Below are 16,089 nucleotides of genomic sequence, written 5' to 3'. Positions count from 1 at the left end.
ACCCGCCGACCGAGGAGTCTCCCCGTGCCCGAACGCCAGATCCGTCTCTTCGGAGATCCGGTGCTGAAGACCGCCTCCGACCCCATCACCGGGATCGACGTCCGGGTACGCGGCCTCGTTTCGGACCTGGTCGACAGCGTGCGCCTGCCCGGCCGGGCCGGCGTCGCCGCCTCGCAGATCGGGGTGAACCTGCGCGCGTTCAGCTACAACGTTGACGGCGTCATCGGCTACATTCTCAACCCCACCGTCGCGGAACTCTCCGGCGAGCCCGACCTCGTCGATGAGGGATGCCTCTCCGTTCCGGGCCTCTGGTACCCGACCAAGCGCTACCCCTTCGCTCGGGTCACCGGCATCGACCTCGACGGCAACCCGGTCGAACTCTCCGGCACCGGCATCATGGCCCAGGCCCTGCAGCACGAAACCGATCATCTCGACGGTTTTCTCTACATCGACCGCCTCGACAAGGAGAACCGGCGCGCTGCGATGAAAGAAATCCGCGAGTCGACCTGGTTCTAGGTCACGTTGGTGAAGCCAATCCCCGGCGTGGTCTCGACAGGCTCGACGTACGCATTCGACGACGCAAGAATTACTCGCGCAGCGAGATGCCCTCGGTGACCGGCGCGTCCGAATACATGGCCGCGATCTCGTCCGCGAAGTCCCGCAGAATGATGTTGCGTTTGATGCTCATCTTCGGCGTCAAATGACCGCTGTCCTCGGTGAGCTCGACCGCCAGCAGTGTGAATTTGCGAATTGACTCCGCCCGCGACACGCCCTCATTGGCGTGGTCGACCGCGCGCTGGATCTCTGCGAGCACGGTCTTGTTGACGGATGCCTGCACGAGCGACATGCCGGCATCCTCCTGGTTGTTGTTCAGCCACACCGGCAGCATGTCGGGGTCCAGCGTGATGAGCGCGCCGATGAAGGGCTTCTGGTCGCCGACGACGATGACCTGGCCAATCAACGGATTCGCGCGGATCGGGTCTTCGAGCGCGGCCGGAGCCACGTTCTTGCCGCCGGCCGTCACGATGATTTCCTTCTTGCGCCCGGTGATGGTGAGAAAACCGTTCTCGTCGAAGTCGCCGATGTCGCCCGTCTTCAACCAGCCGTCGTCAAAGGTATCGGCACTGGCCTGCGGGTTCTTCCAATACTCCTTGAAGACGTTGACGCCCTTGACCTCGATCTCGCCGTCGTCCATGACCCGCACCGAGACGCCGGGTAGCGGCGGACCGACCGTGCCGATTTTGGCCCGGGTGGCCAGGCCCACGGTGGCGGGGGCGGTCGTTTCGGTCAGTCCGTAGCCCTCGAGAATGACAATGCCGAGGCTCTTGAAGAAGTGACCGAGGTGGGCGCCGAGCGGCGCGGAACCCGAAACCGCCCAGACGACCTTGCCGCCCATGGCGGCTCGCAGCTTGCTGTAGACCAGCTTGTCGAACAGGGCGAATTTGATCTTCATACCGAGCGGAATCGACGTTCCGGCCTGCACGAGCTTGGAGTGCTCCACGGCCACGTGGGCGGCGGCGTCAAAGATTTTGCCCTTGCCGCCGGCGACCGCCTTCTGCTGCGCCGAGTTGTACACCTTTTCGAACACCCGCGGCACCGCGAGCAGAAAGGTCGGCTGAAAGCTGCCGAGCGCGGCCAGGAGGGTCTTGGTGTCGGCCTGGTGTCCGACGCGCACGCCGGCGTGCACGCACAGAACCGAGATGAAACGAGCAAAGACGTGGGCCGTCGTGATGAATAGCAGGGTCGAGGCGCCCTCGGGGTGAACCAGTACTTCCTTGAGCGCGACGGCGGCATTTCGGCTGGTTTCCAGGAAGTTCGCGTGGGTGAGCACACAGCCCTTGGGTTTTCCGGTCGAGCCGGAGGTGTAGATGAGGGTGGCCATGTCGTCGCCCACGGCCAGGTTGCGGCGGCGTTCGATCTCAGCATCCGTCACGTCGACGCCCCCGGCGACGAGCTTGTCGAGGTCGCCCAGATCGATCTGCCAAACCGAACGGATCTCGCTCAGTTCCGGGTGCACCTCGTCGAACCGGGCGAAATGGTCGGCGGTTTCGACGATGACCGCCATGGCACCCGAGTCGCTGAGGTTCCACTGCACCTGGCTGGGGGAGCTGGTCTCGTAAACGGGCACCAGAACTGCTCCGGCGAACCAGACCGCGAAGTCAATCAGTGTCCACTCATAGCGGGTCTTGCAGATGAGCCCGATCTTGTCGCCGGGCTCGATGCCCGCGGCGGCGAGGCCCTTGGCCAGCGCCACCACCTGCGCGTGGAACTCCCGGGTGGTGACGGGGAGCCATTGGCCGCCCCGGGGCAACGAAAACAGAACGAGCTCTGGAGTCGCGGCGAGACGGTCCCGGAGGAGGTCGGTGATGTTGGCGCCCGGGTCGGCGGCAACGACGGCGGGCATATCAAATTGTTTCACGGCAACTCCTTTGGTACCGGCTGAACGTACCAACTGCTCCTGCAACCAAATTTCTGGAGTGAGCGGGTGTTTCGTGCAGCGGCAAACTGGTTTACTACACTCTAGATGGTGTCAGGCGCCGTCACCGGTGCCGCCACTCCACTTCCCGATCACCCCGAACGAAAGGTGCCCCGTGCACGCCATAGGTATCGATATCGGGGGCACCAAGATCGCCGGAGCGCTCGTCGACGAGGCGGGCGCCATCATCCGCTCTGACCGGCAGCCGACCACGCCGGGTAACCCGGGCGAGATCGAAGACACGGTGGTCGCGATGATCCTGGCGCTGTCCGAGGGCGAGGAGGTCGTCGCGGCGGGGGTCGCCGCTGCCGGATTCATCGACTCCGCCCAGTCAACGGTCTACTACGCCCCGAATATCAGTTGGCGCAATGAGCCGTTCCGCGACAAGCTCGAGGCACGGATCGACCTGCCCATCATCATCGAAAACGATGCCAACGCCGCCGGCTGGGCCGAATTCCGCTTCGGCGCCGGCCGCCCGTACACCGACATGGTCACCCTGACCATCGGCACCGGCGTCGGCGGGGCAATCGTCACCAACAACGCCCTGTTCCGCGGCGGTTTCGGCGCGGGCGCCGAACTCGGCCACCTGCGCGTTGTTCCCGACGGGCTGCCGTGCGGCTGCGGCGCGCATGGCTGCCTGGAACAATACGGCTCTGGTCGGGCTTTGCTGCGCATCGCCAACGAATTTGCGGATGCCGGCGGCATCGGCCTCGGCCTGGCCGGCGCCCGCGACCGGCGCGGCAAACTCACCGGCAACGAGGTCGGACGGCTGATTCGGAACGGTGACGGCGGCGCCCTCGCAGCCCTCCGCCAGCTCGGCGGCGCCCTCGGACAGGCCTGCGCGAGCCTCGGCGCCGTGCTCGACCCCCAGGTGTTCGTGTTCGGCGGGGGAGTGGCAGCCGCCGGCGACCTGCTGCTCGAGCCGGTTCGCGCTGCCTACCTCGATTACCTGCCAGCCCGCGGATACCATCCGGAAGCAGAGTTTGCCACCGCCCAGCTCGTCAATGATGCTGGTGTCGTCGGTGCGGCCGACCTCGCCCGGCTGCACGCGGTGCGCTGACCGGAGCGGTATTCACGTGTCGCGCGCGGTGGCATCCGCTTGGATGCGGCAGGCGGACTAAGCTTTCCTCGTCGGATAAGGGAGTGCGAATGTTCTACTGGATCATGAAGAACGTCGTCATTGGCCCGCTGTTGCTCTCGCTGTTTCGACCGTGGATCATCGGCCTGGAGAACATTCCGAAGACCGGTCCGGTCATTCTGGCCAGCAACCACCTGTCATTCATCGACTCGGTTTTTCTGCCGCTCGTCGTGCCGCGCCGCGTGGCTTTTCTGGCCAAGAGCGACTATTTCACCGGCACGGGGCTCAAGGGCTGGGCGACGCGGCAGTTTCTCACCGCGGCCGGACAGCTTCCCATCGACCGGTCGGGCGGCAAGGCCTCGGAGGATTCGCTCAACACGGGCCTGCGGGTTCTCGGCGAAGGCCGCATTCTCGGAATCTATCCCGAGGGCACCCGCAGCCCTGACGCCCGCCTGTATCGAGGTCGAACCGGCGTCGCGCGGATGGTGCTGGAATCGGGCGTGACGGTCATTCCGGTGGCTATGATCGATACCGAGAAGGCCATGCCGACCGGAACGCGGATTCCGCAGGTGCGTCGCATCGGTATCGTCATTGGCAAACCGCTTGACTTCACCCGGTTTGAGGGCATGGAGGGCGACCGGTTCGTGCTGCGCAGCGTCACCGACGAGCTCATGTACGAGCTGCAGCGACTCAGCACGCAGGACTACGTCGACGTCTACGCCTCGTCGGTCAAAGAAAAGCGGGCCAGCCTTTCGCGATAGGCTGGCGGAAGTGCTGTCTGCGCGTTGAGCGTTGCAGCACCTCATCCATTTCGGGTCGGTACGAGTTGCCGGTTCAGTATAGAAAACAGGAACCATCCCGTGGTAGACCCCACCGAACCCATCGTTGCCGCAGAAGCTTCTGTCATCACGGGTCTCGACCACTGGCGCACCCTGCCGATCAAGCAGCAGCCGACCTGGCCCGACGCTGGAAAGGTGGCTGCGGCATCCGCTGAGCTGGCCACCCAGCCGCCGCTCGTCTTTGCCGGTGAGGTCGACATTCTGCGCGACCGGCTCGCCCAGGCCGCTGGCGGACAGGGTTTTCTGCTGCAGGGCGGCGACTGCGCCGAGACGTTCAGCGGTGCCACGGCCGATCAGATTCGCAACCGGGTCAAGACCGTGCTGCAGATGGCCGTCGTGCTCACCTACGGTGCGTCGATGCCCGTGATCAAGATGGGGCGCATGGCCGGCCAGTTCGCCAAGCCGCGCTCAAGCGACTTCGAGACCCGCGGCGCCGTGACTCTGCCGGCGTACCGCGGCGACATCGTCAACGGTTACCCGTTCACCCCCCAGTCGCGCGAAGCCGACCCGGATCGGCTGGTCAAGGCGTACCACACCGCCGCCTCCACGCTTAATCTCATTCGCGCCTTCACGCAGGGTGGTTTCGCCGACCTGCGCCAGGTACACAGCTGGAATCAGGGCTTCGCCGCCAACCCGGCCAATCAGCGCTACGAAGGCCTGGCCAAGGACATCGACCGGGCGATCAAGTTCATGATCGCGTGCGGCGCTGACTTCGAGGCCATGCGACGCACCGAGTTCTACACCAGCCACGAGGGCTTGTTGATGGACTACGAGCGCCCGATGACCCGCATCGACTCGCGCACCGGCACGCCGTACAACACCTCGGCACACTTCATCTGGATCGGCGAACGCACCCGCGACCTCGATGGCGCCCACGTGGACTTCTTGTCGCGAGTGCGCAACCCGATCGGCGTCAAGCTCGGCCCGACCACCTCGGCCGACGACATGCTGCGCCTCGTCGACAAGCTCGACCCGAACCGCGAACCGGGCCGTCTGACCTTCATCACCCGTATGGGTGCCGGCAAGGTGCGGGATGCTTTGCCGCCGCTGCTTGAGGCCATCAAAACGAGCGAAGCGACGCCGCTGTGGGTCACCGACCCCATGCACGGCAACGGCGTCACCACGCCGACCGGCTACAAGACCCGTCGTTTCGATGACGTCGTCGACGAGGTCAAGGGTTTCTTCGATGCGCACCGTGCCGCGGGGACTCACCCCGGTGGAATTCACGTTGAGCTCACCGGCGATGATGTCACCGAGTGCCTCGGCGGGTCGGAGCACATTGACGAGGCCGCCCTGGCGACCCGCTACGAGTCGCTCTGCGATCCTCGCCTGAACCACACGCAGTCGCTTGAGCTGGCCTTCCTGGTTGCTGAAGAGCTCGCGGTCCGCTAGAGCCCCACGCATTCCGCACGCATTCCGTACGCATTCCCCACGCATTCCGCACGGGGCCCGGGCCCGGAACGTGGGCCCGAAAACGCTGCGCGGGAGCTACGCCAGTGCGCGGGAGTTGTTGCTTGGCCAGAAGTCCCGCGCAACACGACGCGCGGGAGCTACGCAGGTGCGCGCGAGTTGCGCCTCCCGCGCAGTGGCGCAGCTCCCGCGCATCGCGACGTTGGTGGTCACCTGGAGAGTGCGTGCTCCACGTCTGAGGCTGGACTTATCGCAGAAGCGTGGGTGCCTACGCTCCACGTATTTGGCCGCACTCCTTCGGTGACGTCCCGCCTTCCGCTTCTGGCCCGCGAGGCTAGGCCGAGAAGTTGATTTTGACGGTGGAACCCCTGGGAACTGATTGTCCGGGCCCCGGAGTGACCTTGGTCACGGTGAACAAGCCGGGTGCGGCATCGGCGAAAATGTTGTATTCCAGCTTCAGATCGGCGGCTTCGAGAATCGCTTTGGCGTCGCCCCACGACTTGCCGATGACATCAGGCACTATGACAGGCTCGGGGCCTCGGGAAATGACCAGGGTGAGGGTGGCACCCCCTCGAATGGTGCCGTCGGGTACCCGGGCGGTGATGACGTTGCCCTCGGAAACGGTGTCGCTATAGGTCTGCTCGCCCGACACCACGAGCAGGTTCTGACCGGCCAGAATGTCGGTGGCTTCGGCCACGGACTTGCCGTCGACGTTGGGAATGGCCCCGAGTGACACGACGAGGTTGACGGTCAGACCTTCGAAGTATTCGCCCCCGGCCGAGACATCGGCACCGTCGGTTTCTTTGCTCGCGGAGATGACGGAGCCCTCGGGCACGTCACCGTTGAAGACCGGGTCGATGCTGCCGACCACGGCTTTCAATTCGGTGATGACAGCGGATGCCTGCGCCTGCGTTGACCCGGCCAGGGCGGGGAGTGTGATGGGCTGCAACCCCTGGGAGACGATGACTGTGACCGTGCTGTCCTGCGGTACGCGGCTGCCGGTATCGGGATCGGTGCCGATGACGAGACCCTCGGCGATCGTGGCGCTGAAGGCGCCGCCCAGCTCGGGTTTCAGACCGAGCTCGGTCAGCTGGGACGAGGCTGCCTGCGGGGAAGCCGATGCGAAGTCGGGCACCACCACGTCGGACCCTGGGCCGGATCCGAAGTACCAGCCGGTTCCGCCAAGGGCCGCGGTGATGAGAATCACGAGTGCGAACAGCCAGAAGCCGCGGCGCTTGCGCTTGTCGGCTTTTTTGCTCAGCAGGTCGCCGCTGTCGGGCGGGCCGACCGGGCCGGTGCCGACCGGGTGGATGCCCAGCAGGGTCGCGGCGGGAGGTTTCGTGGGAGCGAGCCTGGCACGGAGAACCTGGGTTTCGGCATCCGCTACCGCGTTGACGCCGGTGCGCAGGCTGGTGGGCAGCACCATGGTCGACTGCAGGGTCAGTTCATGGGTGCCGCCGCGCACGAGCGCGCTCACATCGTGCAGTTGGTCGAGCATGACCCGGGCGTCACGGGGACGGTCTTCGGGGTCGCGTGCGGTGGCCCACAGTACAAGTTCGTCGAGTTCGCGGGGAACGGAGGCGACCTTGCTGCTCGGCATCGGAACCGTGTCGTTGGCGTGCTGGTAGGCGATCTGCATGGGAGCTTCACCCACATAGGGCTGCTCGCCGGTGAGCATTTCGAAGGTCATGATGCCGAGGGCATAGATGTCGCTGCGCGCGTCAGCGATGCCGCGGGTGACGAGTTCGGGGGAGAGATAGGCGATGGTGCCGAGGAGGGCCTGGCCCGTCGCCGTGTTGTTGTTGACCGCGCGGGCCAGGCCGAAGTCGCTGATCTTGATGCGTCCGTCGTCGGCGAGCAGCACGTTCTCCGGCTTGACGTCGCGGTGCACGATGCCCGCCTTGTGGGCAGCCGCGAGCCCGCTGAGCACGGCTTCGAGAATGTCGAGGGTTTGCTCGGGGGTGAGCCGGCCGTAATCCTTGAGCAGGTCACGCAGGGTGATGCCCGGCAGATATTCCATGACGAGGTAGGCCATATCGGCGTCTTGGCCCTGGTCGAACACGTTCACGACGTTGGGGTGGGCCAGTCGGGCGGCCGATCGCGCCTCCTGAATGAACCGGATCTTGAACGCGCTATCGTCGGCGAGATGGCCGTGCATGATCTTGATTGCGACGCGGCGTTCCAGGCGCAAGTCGGTGGCGAGGTAGACGGTGGCCATGCCGCCGCGCGCGATGCGCGAGCGCACTTGATATCGGCCGTCTATTAGACGGCCGATCATCGGGTCGGTCGAGGGAACGCTCACTCCTTGATTCTACGGAATTCGACGGCGGCACCGGCGCGCGGCGCGCAGGCTGCACGATCCCGGTCAGGGGTCAGGGGTCAGGGGTCGGTAGTCGGGGTCAGGGACCCGGCCACCGGTTCGAGCCCGCACGGGGGCTAGCCGATCTGGCTGACCCAGGCCAGTGCCGAGGTTTCCCACTTCGCGTAGTAGTCGGGGTACGCCGAAATCTGCACGGCTTGGGCCGCCTGGGTCACGGTCATCGATTCCCAGTCGGCGATGTCGAGCAGCCCCCGGGTCACGTTCGGGTTCGGGTTGCTCGTGCCGCCGAAGAAGGCGAGACTGGCCCACACCGGGTCCATCACCTGCTCCGGGGTACCCCAGCCGGCGCTCGGCCGCTGCTGGAACAGGCCGAGCGAATCCCGGTCGCCGTAGTCCACGTTGCGCAGCCCCGATTCCTGGGCCGCTGCGGCCAGTGCCACGACGAGACCGGCATTGCTCACTCCGACGCCCCGCCCGACCGAAACGATCGTTTGGGCGTTCTGCCGCATTTCCTCCGACATCGGGGTGACCACACCAGCCGTTGCGACCGTGATCGGTGCGGGGGCTGGCACCGTTGCGGTTGAAACGGACGCCGGTGCCGCGGTCAGCGGCAGGGTCAGCACCTGCCCGGGATAGATAATGCTCGACCAGCCGAGGCCGTTGGCGTCGAGCACCGCCTGCACGCTCACCCCAGACGCGTTGGCCACAGCGGCAATGGTTTCGCCGGAGGCGATCGTGTACGTGGCTGCTGCAGCGCCACTGGTCACGGGTGCGATGTACGCGGCCGACTCCATCGCGGGGGCTATGGTGAGAAGCACACTGTTACCGGGATAAATGACGCTGCTATCGGTCAGGCCGTTGGCTCCGAGAACATCAGCGGCCTTCAGGCCGTGGGCGGCGGCTATTGCGCTGATGGTGTCGCCGCTCTGCACTGTGTAGTTGTTCGGTACGGTGGAGTTGTTCGGTACGGCGCTAGCGGTTTCCGCTGGGGCAGCGGTCGGCGCCCCCGCCTGGGTCAGGGTCAGAACCTGGCCGGCAAAAATCAAGGCCCGGGAATCGAGACCGTTCAGCGCCAGCACGGTCGCCGTCGACAGGCCGAACCGCGCGGCGATGCCGCTCACGGTGTCGCCGTCCACGACCGGGTACAGGGCGGGCGCGATCTGCACGGCCTGGGCGACCGCTGCTACGGCGAGCACGGGAGTGGTCTCGGCGAGCTTGGACTCGAGCGGCTTCTTCGCCAGGGCCTGAGCCTGGGCGGGCGCGGCGAGGTTGAGGCTGATTGCGATCGTGCTGACGAGCACGATCGGCACGGTCAGTATTGCCGGCCGGGAACGCAGGTCGCTCGACTTCTTTTCCCGCCGCTTGGCAGTGTCATCAGCGCCAGCACCAGAAAAGGCGACGGCGACGCTCGCCTCGGGAAGGCCTGCGTTTCGTGCAGCGGACGCCGCGGCATCCGGTGTATTCGTTTTCACCCTGGTCGACATGGTGCTCCGTTCATTGCGCGTACCGGATCATTGTGCACAGAGAGTTCGTACAGCAACGTGGCGTCTGCAACAATCCCCACTGCGAGGTTTTCACAATTATCAGGGGGAGTCAATTGAACGGGTGGCACGAAATGGCACTGATCACGATAAAAAGCGCCCGGAGGTTTTGCCGCGGCCGCAAATCATGGGAAGCTTAACGAGTGAGTGATGTGTCTTCAGAGCCCGAGTGGCTTACTATTCCTGCCCTTGTCAACCTGCTCGGAATGAGCCAGAGCCGCGTGCGGCACCTGATCGACGACAAGTACCTGCTGGCCATCCGGCGGGACAACGTCGTATCGGTCCCTTCCCTCTTTCTACGTGACGGCGTTCCGGTACCCGAACTCCGCGGCACCCTTTTCGTGTTGGCCGACGACGGCTTCACCGACATGCAGGCCATGACCTGGCTGCTCGAGGTCGACGACAGCCTGGGTGTCCCCCCGATCGAAGCCCTCCGCGCCGGCCGTAAGGCCGAAGTGCGTCGGGTCGCCCAGGCCCTCGCCTGAACAGGCCTCACCCAGCCAAGGCCCTGCCTATACAGGCCCTGGCCAAACCAGAACGCGTTCCGGTCAGAACGTTCGGCGCGTCACCCGATCGGTGAGGTCCAGCAGTTTCTGCTGGGCCCCGGCACTGATGGGCGCTGTCTGCAGCGCTGCCAACGCCTCAGCCACCTGCGACTCGATGAGAGTCTCGACCCGGTCGATTGCGCCGCTGGCCGCAATCAGCTGCTGCAGCGCGCGAATCTGCGCGGCGTCGAGCGTGGGGTCACCGAGCTGAGCGTCGAGCGACGTGCGATCCGTGTCCTCGAGGCGCTCTCGAGCCAGCGCGATCAATACCGTGCGCTTGCCCTCGGTCAGATCGTCCCCGCTCGGTTTGCCGGTCAACGTGGCGTCGCCGAACACCCCGAGCAGGTCGTCGCGCAGCTGGTAGGCCATGCCGAGCGGCAGGCCGAACGCACGCAGCGAGGTCAGTTGTGCGGCCGAGGCGCCGGCCAGCGCCGCCCCGATCACCAGCGGGGCCTGAACGCTGTACTTGGCGGACTTGTACACGATCACCCGCAAGGCCCGATCGAGCAGCTCCGCCTCCGGCTGGGCGAGCCAGGCGCGTTCCTCCAGAATGTCGAGGTATTGCCCGGCCGTGACCTCGGTGCGCATGTGGTTGAACTCGAGGCGGGCTCGCCGGGCCGCGGCCCGATCGGTGAGTTCGTAGAGTCCTTCGTCGAGCAGTTCATCGCTCCAGCCGAGCAGCAGGTCGCCGAGCAGAATAGCCGACGCGCGACCGAACGAGACAGGGTCGCCGGCCCAGCCCTCACTCTGGTGCAAACTTTCGAACAGCTTGTGAGCGCTGGGGGCCCCGCGACGGGTGTCGGAATTATCGATGATGTCGTCGTGCACGAGCGCCGCCGCGTGAAAAATCTCGAGTGCGCTGGCTGCCGACACAACCGCCGCCAACCCGGCTGCTAAGGGCACCGCGGCAGCGGATGCTGCGCCCTCGTCGGCCGCACCGTCCACCGGTTCTCCCGCCGCTTTCTTGACTGGCTCGGGGCCCGATTCTGGGCCCGTTTGGGCGTCGCAATCGGGGAGCAGAATGCTCTGCGCACCCCAGTAACAAAACTGGGCTCGAAAGCGCTTTCCACCGCTGAGAAACTGCCGTGAGAAGTCGATTAGGGGAGTCAGATCGGAGCTGATCAGGGTCACAATTGGTTCGCGGGACATGAGGTACTCGTCGATGCGAGATTGAACCAAGTCGACCAGGCGTTTGCTTTCAGACACTCGTATAGCCTAGCCACCACGGCGGGGTTAGAATTGGGTAGATCGTTCGTACCCAGTTCGAACTTGTCAACCCACCCGCTCGATCCCGTAATGGAGGGAATGAGATGCCGCTTTCGGAACAGGAGCAGCGACTCCTTGAAGAGATGGAGCGCAGCCTCTATCACAACGATGCCGACTTTGTCGCAAGCGTTGGAGCTTCGCGACTTCGCCCGAACTATCGTTCCATTGCGATCGGCGTATTGCTTGCGGTCGCCGGCATTGTCGCCCTCATCGCGGGTGTTGCCATTGCGCAGCTCTGGCTCGGTATTCTCGGCTTCATCGTCATGTTCGGCGGGGTGCTCATCGCCGTGACGCCCGGCAGAGCCAATCCCTCCCTTCCGGGGCCGTCGTCACCGGGTCGTCGTCCAGCCCAGGCCAAGTCCAACCAGGGCTTCATGGAGCGCCTGAACGATCGTTGGGACCGCCGCCAGGATGGTCAGTAGCGCGACACCTCGGTAAACGCAGACCCTCCACCGTGCGTCCATAACTCAAGAATTCGCAGCCTGACAGGGCCGATCATCTGATCGGCCCTTTTTTTGTGCCCAAGAATGGGCCGGAAGCATCCATTCTGCGAAAAAATGCTCCATTCTCCTCCACCGATAATTTTCAATGAATTCGGGCTAATTTGTCGATTAACTCGCAAAATCGGTCCATTTTCTTAGGTTAGTGGTTGAAGGTGGAGTAAAGTGGAGCCACACCTGAATCTGGCCGGAAGAAAGGGGTGAGCGTGTTCCTTGGCACCTACGCCCCCCGGCTCGACGAAAAAGGTCGCATCATTCTTCCCGCGAAGTTTCGGGACGAACTCTCCACCGGTGTTGTGATGACGCGGGGACAGGAACACTGCATCTACGTCTTCAGCACCCGCGAATTCGAGACGCTGCACGACAAAATCCGCCAGGCGCCGGTCACGAGCAAGCAAGCTCGTGACTACCTCCGGGTGTTCCTGTCGGGTGCAAGCTCGGAAACACCGGACAAACAAAACCGCGTCACCATCCCCGGCAACCTCCGCAGCTATGCGGGACTTGACCGGGAACTGACCGTCATCGGTGCTGGCAGCCGAGTCGAGATTTGGGACAGCGAAGCGTGGGCAACGTACCTCGCCGAGCAGGAAACCTCGTACGCCAACACGACGGAGGAGGTGATTCCGGGACTCTTCTAGCCCCTGGCGCCTGACTCCCAGCCGTTTTCGCCCTGACACACTTCCCCGGTGCCAGGACGAAATGGAGGGGAATCAGGTCTCACGGACTATCCCGGCATTATGGCCAGCAATGATATTCACACCCCGGTACTGCTCGAACGGTGCGTCGAGCTGCTCGCTCCGGCGCTCACCAAGCCCGGCGCTGTGCTCGTCGATGCGACACTGGGCATGGGCGGCCACGCCGAAGCGATCCTGTCCCGCTTCTCCGGTCTGACCCTCGTCGGCCTCGATCGCGACACCGAGGCCCTCGCGATCGCCGAGGAACGCCTCAAGGGCTTTGGCGACCGGGTTCATCTCGTACACACCGTCTACGACGGTATCGGCGAGGCTCTCGATGGACTCGGCATCGGTGAGGTCGCCGGTGTGCTCTTCGACCTCGGCGTCTCCTCGCTGCAGATCGACCGCGTCGAACGTGGCTTCTCCTACTCAAAGGATGCCCCTCTCGACATGCGCATGGACGGCACCGCCGGCCTGACCGCCGAGAGCATCCTCGCCGATTACAGCGAACGCGATCTCAAGCGCATCTTTCAGGACTACGGCGAAGAGAAACTTTCCGCCCGCTACGCCAAGGCCATCATCGAGGCCCGCGAAACGGCTCCTTTCGTGCGCTCGGCGCAACTGGTCGACGTGATCACCAAGGCCACCCCGGTCGCCATTCAGCGCCTCGGTCACCCGGCCAAGCGGGTATTCCAGGCGCTGCGCATCGAGGTCAACCAGGAACTTGCCGTGCTCGAACGGGCCATTCCCGCCGCACTCGACCGCGTCGCCGTCGGTGGCCGCATCGTCGTCATGGCGTACCAGTCCCTCGAGGACCGCATCGTCAAGCGGGCCCTCGCCGCGGCATCCGGCTCCACAGCTCCCGCCGGCCTTCCGGTGGAACTGCCCGAACACAAACCACTCTTCACCCTGCTGCTGCGCGGAGCCGAACTGGCTTCCGACGAGGAGAAGGCCATCAACCCCCGCGCGACGCCGGTACGGCTGCGCGCCGCCGAACGACTGAGAAGGGCCGCCGCATGAGCGACAACCTGGCACGCGTGTCTTTCGCGGTTGAACGCGAACAGTTCGAAACTCCGGCACCGGCACATCGTGGGTTTCGTCTGGTCTCGTCGACGCCGAGCCCTCGGGCTCGGCCGCGCATCTTCTATGCCTTCACCGCAGTGGCTGGCATGGCCGCCATCATCGTCGCTCAGCTCCTGCTGAGCGTTGGCATCTCCCAGGGCGCTTACGAAATCTCGAGCCTGCAGTCGAGCCAGTCCGAGCTCGGCCGCACGGCCGCGAGCTTGAGTGAAGACCTCGTGCGGGTGTCGTCCCCGCAAAGCCTCGCCGCCAACGCCGAGGGGCTGGGCATGGTCAGCAACTCCGACCCCGTCTACCTGCGTCTGTCCGACGGCGCTGTTTTGGGCGCTCCGGCCTCGGCGTCGGGTTCGCAGGCCGGAGCGGCCAGCCTCGTTCCCAACGCCCTGCTGACCGGCAGCCCCCTGCTGTCCCAGCTGCCCGACGACGCGGCGGCGACGGCCGGCACCGTGGCCATTACGAGCGCTCCGGTAGTTCCTGCGGGACTCGCGGCGCCCACTACCCGATAGTTTCCCCGAGTCGACCAAGATGGGCAGATGAGCGTGCGCAACAGCAGTGCCCGAAACAACAACCCGACTAACTCACGGTCCAGCCGTCGGCGCACCTTTTTCACCATTGTCGTGCTGTTCGCAGTGATCGGCGTGTTCCTGGTGCGCTTGGTCGACATTCAGGTGGTGCAGGCCGATTCGCTCACCGCCGACTCCGTGGGAAACCGCTCGGTCGGCCAGGTGGTCTACGGTTCGCGGGGCGAGATCGTCGACACCAACGGTGTCGTGCTGGCCGGAACGGTCATGCGATACAACATCACCATGTCCCCGGTGAATGCGACACCATTCAAGCGCACCGTCGACGGCAAGAAGGTCGAGATCTCGGTGGCCGACGCTGCCGCCGAAATCGGTGCCGCCACCGGCCAAACCGGTGACGCCGTTCTGTTGACCATTGGGGCCGCCCTCAAGACCAACGCCAAGGCGAACTTTGCCTACGTCGCAAAGAAAGTCGACGTCGACGTTCTGCGCGCCGTGCAGGACCTGCACATTCCCTGGACCTATTCCGAAAACAGCCCGAGCCGGGTGTATCCGAACGGGGCCGTCGCTGGCAACGTGCTCGGCTTCCTGTCGGGGGAGGGCGTGCCGCAAGCCGGCCTCGAATCCGGGCAGGATGCCTGCCTGGCCTCCACCAACGGCTCGGAGACTTACGAAAAAGGCGCCGACGGCGTGCGTATTCCCGGCAGCAGTGTGACGAATACCGAAGCCGTCGACGGCGGCGACGTCGTCACCACCATCGACTCCGACCTGCAATGGTTCGTGCAGCAGACCCTCGCCGCGAGGGCGCAGGAAACCGGGGCCGCCTGGGCGACCGCGGTCGTGCAGGACGCCAAGTCCGGCAGGCTCCTCGCCGTCGCCGACTATCCCTCGGTCGACCCGAATAATGTCGGCGGCACCGAGAACCCGCAGAATCGCGGCTCCCGCGCCTTCACCCAGTCCTTCGAACCGGGCTCGACCTTCAAAGCGCTCACCGCGGCATCCGTTCTCGATGCCGGAGTTGCCACGCTCGATACCGGCATCGTCGCTCCGTACCGCTATCTGCCGGCCAACGGAGCCAATATCAACGACAGCCATCAGCACCCCGACCAGCACATGACCCTCACCGGCGTGTTGATCGATTCGAGCAACACCGGCATGTCCAAGTTCGGCGAACTGCTCACCAATCAGCAGCGTTTCGACTATATGAAGGCCTTCGGTGTGGGCACCGCGACCGAGACCGGTTTTCCGCGAGAAGATGGTGGAATCCTGCACCCGGCTGATGCGTGGGACAACCAGACCAGCTACGCGACCATGTTCGGGCAGGGCCTCACCACGAGCGCTCTGCAGGTAGCGAGCATCTACCAGACCATCGCCAACGACGGTGTACGCATGCCGGTGCAGCTGGTGGAGGGCTGTCGGCAGGCCGACGGCACCCTGACAAACGTGCCCAACGGGACCGGCACCCGGGTGCTGTCCGAGACGGCGGCGAACAAAACGAGCGATGTGCTCGAGATGGTGTACCAAAAGAGCTGGGTGGCCAGCAAATGGAACATTCCCGGCTATCGGGTCGCCGCGAAGACCGGTACCGCGCAGATGCCGGACGGCAAGGGTGGGTACTCCAAAGGGTATCTGGTGTCGGTGTCCGGGTTCGCTCCGGCCGACGATCCGCAGTATGTCGTCTCGGTCAGCATCGCCGACCCTGTTAAACTGAACACATCTGCCGCACCGGCTCCGGTTTTCCAGGAGATCATGAGCCAGGTGTTGAAAAAGTACCGGGCGGTTCCCTCAGGCGCGACTGCGCCTGACCTCCCTTCCACCTGGTAAGAAAGCGAGCCCTAC

Annotated in this window: 14 protein-coding genes; 10 read left to right on the top strand and 4 right to left on the bottom strand. The window is 64.8% G+C overall.

Annotation, left to right across the window (positions count from 1 at the left end):
- Positions 1–24 precede the first annotated feature (24 nt).
- Complete coding sequence (locus tag IWX77_RS07185; RefSeq protein ID WP_196843828.1) at positions 25–516, top strand: peptide deformylase; 492 nt, start codon at positions 25–27, stop codon at positions 514–516.
- A 70-nt stretch (positions 517–586) separates the two neighbouring features.
- Here the strand turns inward: IWX77_RS07185 and IWX77_RS07180 are convergent, their stop codons facing one another.
- Positions 587–2,419 carry an AMP-dependent synthetase/ligase gene (locus tag IWX77_RS07180; protein ID WP_196843827.1) on the bottom strand — a complete coding sequence of 611 codons (1,833 nt, stop codon included), beginning with the start codon at positions 2,417–2,419 and terminating at the stop codon, positions 587–589.
- Between the two features lie 172 nt (positions 2,420–2,591).
- On the opposite strand from IWX77_RS07180, the gene IWX77_RS07175 reads away from it, so the two are divergent.
- The 3 genes from IWX77_RS07175 to IWX77_RS07165 all read left to right on the top strand — a co-directional run bounded on the left by IWX77_RS07175 (position 2,592) and on the right by IWX77_RS07165 (position 5,785).
- Positions 2,592–3,536, top strand: coding sequence for an ROK family glucokinase (locus tag IWX77_RS07175; protein WP_196843826.1), 945 nt, complete (start codon positions 2,592–2,594; stop codon positions 3,534–3,536).
- Between the two features lie 89 nt (positions 3,537–3,625).
- Positions 3,626–4,315: a lysophospholipid acyltransferase family protein gene (locus IWX77_RS07170; RefSeq protein ID WP_196843884.1), complete on the top strand. Its 690-nt coding sequence runs from the start codon at positions 3,626–3,628 to the stop codon at positions 4,313–4,315.
- A gap of 99 nt (positions 4,316–4,414) precedes the next feature.
- Complete coding sequence (locus IWX77_RS07165; RefSeq protein WP_196843825.1) at positions 4,415–5,785, top strand: class II 3-deoxy-7-phosphoheptulonate synthase; 1,371 nt, start codon at positions 4,415–4,417, stop codon at positions 5,783–5,785.
- Between the two features lie 352 nt (positions 5,786–6,137).
- Here the strand turns inward: IWX77_RS07165 and pknB are convergent, their stop codons facing one another.
- Together pknB and IWX77_RS07155 are read right to left on the bottom strand one after the other, a co-directional pair.
- Positions 6,138–8,081 carry a Stk1 family PASTA domain-containing Ser/Thr kinase gene (gene pknB / locus IWX77_RS07160; protein WP_442784437.1) on the bottom strand — a complete coding sequence of 648 codons (1,944 nt, stop codon included), beginning with the start codon at positions 8,079–8,081 and terminating at the stop codon, positions 6,138–6,140.
- A gap of 158 nt (positions 8,082–8,239) precedes the next feature.
- Positions 8,240–9,607, bottom strand: a complete 1,368-nt coding sequence (locus IWX77_RS07155; protein ID WP_196843823.1) for a lytic transglycosylase — start codon at positions 9,605–9,607, stop codon at positions 8,240–8,242.
- A gap of 200 nt (positions 9,608–9,807) precedes the next feature.
- On the opposite strand from IWX77_RS07155, the gene IWX77_RS07150 reads away from it, so the two are divergent.
- Entirely contained in the window at positions 9,808–10,149 is a 342-nt protein-coding gene (locus IWX77_RS07150; protein WP_327012113.1) for an Rv2175c family DNA-binding protein, read from the top strand.
- 63 nt (positions 10,150–10,212) lie between these two features.
- Here the strand turns inward: IWX77_RS07150 and IWX77_RS07145 are convergent, their stop codons facing one another.
- Positions 10,213–11,415, bottom strand: a complete 1,203-nt coding sequence (locus tag IWX77_RS07145; protein WP_196843821.1) for a polyprenyl synthetase family protein — start codon at positions 11,413–11,415, stop codon at positions 10,213–10,215.
- A 104-nt stretch (positions 11,416–11,519) separates the two neighbouring features.
- On the opposite strand from IWX77_RS07145, the gene IWX77_RS07140 reads away from it, so the two are divergent.
- From IWX77_RS07140 to IWX77_RS07120, 5 genes are all read left to right on the top strand, one after another.
- Entirely contained in the window at positions 11,520–11,897 is a 378-nt protein-coding gene (locus tag IWX77_RS07140; protein ID WP_196843820.1) for a DUF3040 domain-containing protein, read from the top strand.
- A gap of 284 nt (positions 11,898–12,181) precedes the next feature.
- On the top strand, positions 12,182–12,613 hold the full coding sequence (gene mraZ / locus IWX77_RS07135; RefSeq protein ID WP_092110083.1) for a division/cell wall cluster transcriptional repressor MraZ: 432 nt from the start codon (positions 12,182–12,184) through the stop codon (positions 12,611–12,613).
- Between the two features lie 99 nt (positions 12,614–12,712).
- Positions 12,713–13,669, top strand: coding sequence for a 16S rRNA (cytosine(1402)-N(4))-methyltransferase RsmH (gene rsmH, locus IWX77_RS07130; protein ID WP_196843819.1), 957 nt, complete (start codon positions 12,713–12,715; stop codon positions 13,667–13,669).
- Positions 13,666–14,235 (top strand): hypothetical protein, encoded by a 570-nt coding sequence (locus IWX77_RS07125; protein ID WP_196843818.1) that lies wholly within the window; start codon positions 13,666–13,668, stop codon positions 14,233–14,235. Before rsmH ends, IWX77_RS07125 begins: the two co-directional genes overlap by 4 nt.
- 27 nt (positions 14,236–14,262) lie before the next feature.
- Positions 14,263–16,074: a peptidoglycan D,D-transpeptidase FtsI family protein gene (locus IWX77_RS07120; protein ID WP_196843817.1), complete on the top strand. Its 1,812-nt coding sequence runs from the start codon at positions 14,263–14,265 to the stop codon at positions 16,072–16,074.
- Positions 16,075–16,089: the final 15 nt, after the last annotated feature.

Origin of the sequence: Cryobacterium sp. CAN_C2 (genome assembly GCF_015751745.1) — a bacterium.
Taxonomy (GTDB): domain Bacteria; phylum Actinomycetota; class Actinomycetes; order Actinomycetales; family Microbacteriaceae; genus Cryobacterium.
Note: the sequence above shows the minus strand (reverse complement) of the source record. Positions and strands in the feature narration are given on the sequence as shown.